The sequence below is a fragment of the Variovorax sp. 20P10.2.4 genome, from assembly GCF_058244205.1.
This window is the reverse complement of record NZ_JBZAYE010001013.1, coordinates 1-1,764: the sequence shown is the minus strand read 5'-3', so window position 1 is coordinate 1,764 and position 1,764 is coordinate 1. Positions and strand designations below refer to the sequence as shown.

General features: G+C 71.7%; 3 protein-coding genes. All 3 read right to left on the bottom strand.

Features of this window, described 5'->3' with window-relative positions; genetic code table 11:
* Nucleotides 1-808 (bottom strand): histidine kinase dimerization/phospho-acceptor domain-containing protein (locus AC27VN_RS40540; RefSeq protein ID WP_490880372.1); only part of this gene is annotated, 808 nt, incomplete at its 3' end.
* A 17-nt stretch (nt 809-825) separates the two neighbouring features.
* Nucleotides 826-1,485 carry a response regulator gene (locus AC27VN_RS40535; protein WP_057592472.1) on the bottom strand — a complete coding sequence of 220 codons (660 nt, stop codon included), beginning with the start codon at nt 1,483-1,485 and terminating at the stop codon, nt 826-828.
* 55 nt (nt 1,486-1,540) lie between these two features.
* Nucleotides 1,541-1,764, bottom strand: a 224-nt coding sequence (locus tag AC27VN_RS40530; RefSeq protein ID WP_490880371.1) for an IclR family transcriptional regulator domain-containing protein, incomplete at its 5' end; no start/stop codon positions are given.

The window sequence follows — 1,764 nt, the reverse complement described above, 5'->3', positions numbered from 1 at the left end:
CGATGCCCGCCACCAATCGGCCGATGGCGAGTTCGCGCGCGCCGTCGTCGGTGGCGCGCTGCAGGCCCTGCACCTGCAGCTTGAGCGCGGCCAGCGGCGAGCGCAGCTCGTGCGCCGCGTCGGCCACGAAGTGCTTCTGCGCCTCGAAGGCCTGCCGCACGCGGTCGAACAGCAGATTGAGTTCCTGCACCAGCGGGCGCACCTCGTCGGGCAGTTTCTCCTCGCTCACGGGCGAGAGATCGTCGGCCTGGCGCGAAGCCACCTGGGTGCGCACGCGCGCCACCGGCGCGAGCGAGCGGCTCACCACCCACCACACGACCAGCATCAGCAGCGGCGCCATCAGCGCCACCGGCGCGACGGTGCGCAGCGCCAGGGTGCCGGCCATGTGCTGGCGCGCCGCCATGTCCTGTGCCACCTGGATCACCAGCCCGCGCGTCTGCATCGAGAACACGCGGTAGGTGGTGCCGCGCGCACGCACGTCGGCGAAGCCCAGCACCGCGAGCTGCGGCAGCGCGGCCTGGTCGGCCGATTCGAAGATGCGCACGCCGTCGGCGGTCCAGACCTGCACCACGAAATCGAAGTTCTGCTCGGCGCCGCCGAGTCCGCCCACCGCCGCGCTGGGCGGCAGGCCGGCGCGCAGCGACAGCGCCATCTGCTGCATGTGGTAGTCGAAGATCTCGTCGGCCTCCTTGAGCACGGTGCGGTAGGCCACCAGCGCCTGCGCGCCGGCCGCCAGCACGATGGCCGCGAGCAGGAACCACAGCAGGCGCGCGCGCAGCGAGCCGGTCATGCGCGCGGCCAGTCCCATCACGCCCCTCACGCCGCTCACGCCTTCGGCACCATGTAGCCGACGCCGCGCACGTTGCGGATCAGCTCCGCGCCGAGCTTCTTGCGCAGGCCGTGCACGTAGACCTCGACCGCGTTGCTGCTGATCTCGTCCTTCCAGCTGTAGAGCTTCTCCTCGAGTTGCGCGCGCGAGAGCACCATGCCCGGCCGTGCCAGCAGCGGCTCGAGCACGGCCCATTCGCGCGCCGACAGCACCACCGGCTGGCCGGCCACGCTGACCTCGCGGGTGGCGGGATTGATGCTCACGCCCATGTGTTCGTAGACCGGCTCGGCACGCCCGGCCGCGCGGCGCAGCAGCGCGCGGATGCGCGCCAGCAGCTCGTCGAGGTCGTAGGGCTTGAGCACGTAGTCGTCGGCGCCGGCGTCCAGGCCCTCGATGCGCTGCTGGATCGAGTCGCGCGCGGTGGCGATCAGCACCGGCATGCGCTGCTTGCGCGCGCGCAGGTTGCGCAGCACCTCCAGGCCGTCGCGGCGCGGCACGCCAAGGTCGAGCAGCACCAGGTCGTAGTCCTGGGTGCGCAGCGCCGACTCGGCGCTGTCGCCGTCCTTGACCCAGTCGACCGCGTACTGCTCGGCACGCAGCAGGTCGAGCACGGCTTCGCCGATCATCACGTCGTCTTCGAGGAGCAGCAGTCGCATAGCGGGTTCCTGATGTTCTGGTTTGGCGGTTCGAGGCGGTGGGGTCGGGCGAAGTTCAAAGCAGCGCGCGCACCTCGCGCGCGGCCTCGAACAGCAGCGGCAGCATGTCGCGCCGCACGGCCTCCTCCTGGTAGCGCGCGCCCGACAGCACCACGTTGAGCGCGGCCACCGTGTGGCCCTGCATGTCGCGCAGCGGCACGGCCAGCGCCTGCACGCCGAGCTCGTGCTCCTCGCTCGCGAAGCAGTGGTCTTCCTTGCGCGCGCGCGTCACCAGCTGGC

What these genes read in the sequence shown, in the direction of transcription:
- AC27VN_RS40535 (WP_057592472.1), bottom strand. Translation starts at nt 1,485, where the DNA reads ATGCGACTGCTGCTCCTCGAAGACGACGTGATGATCGGCGAAGCCGTG.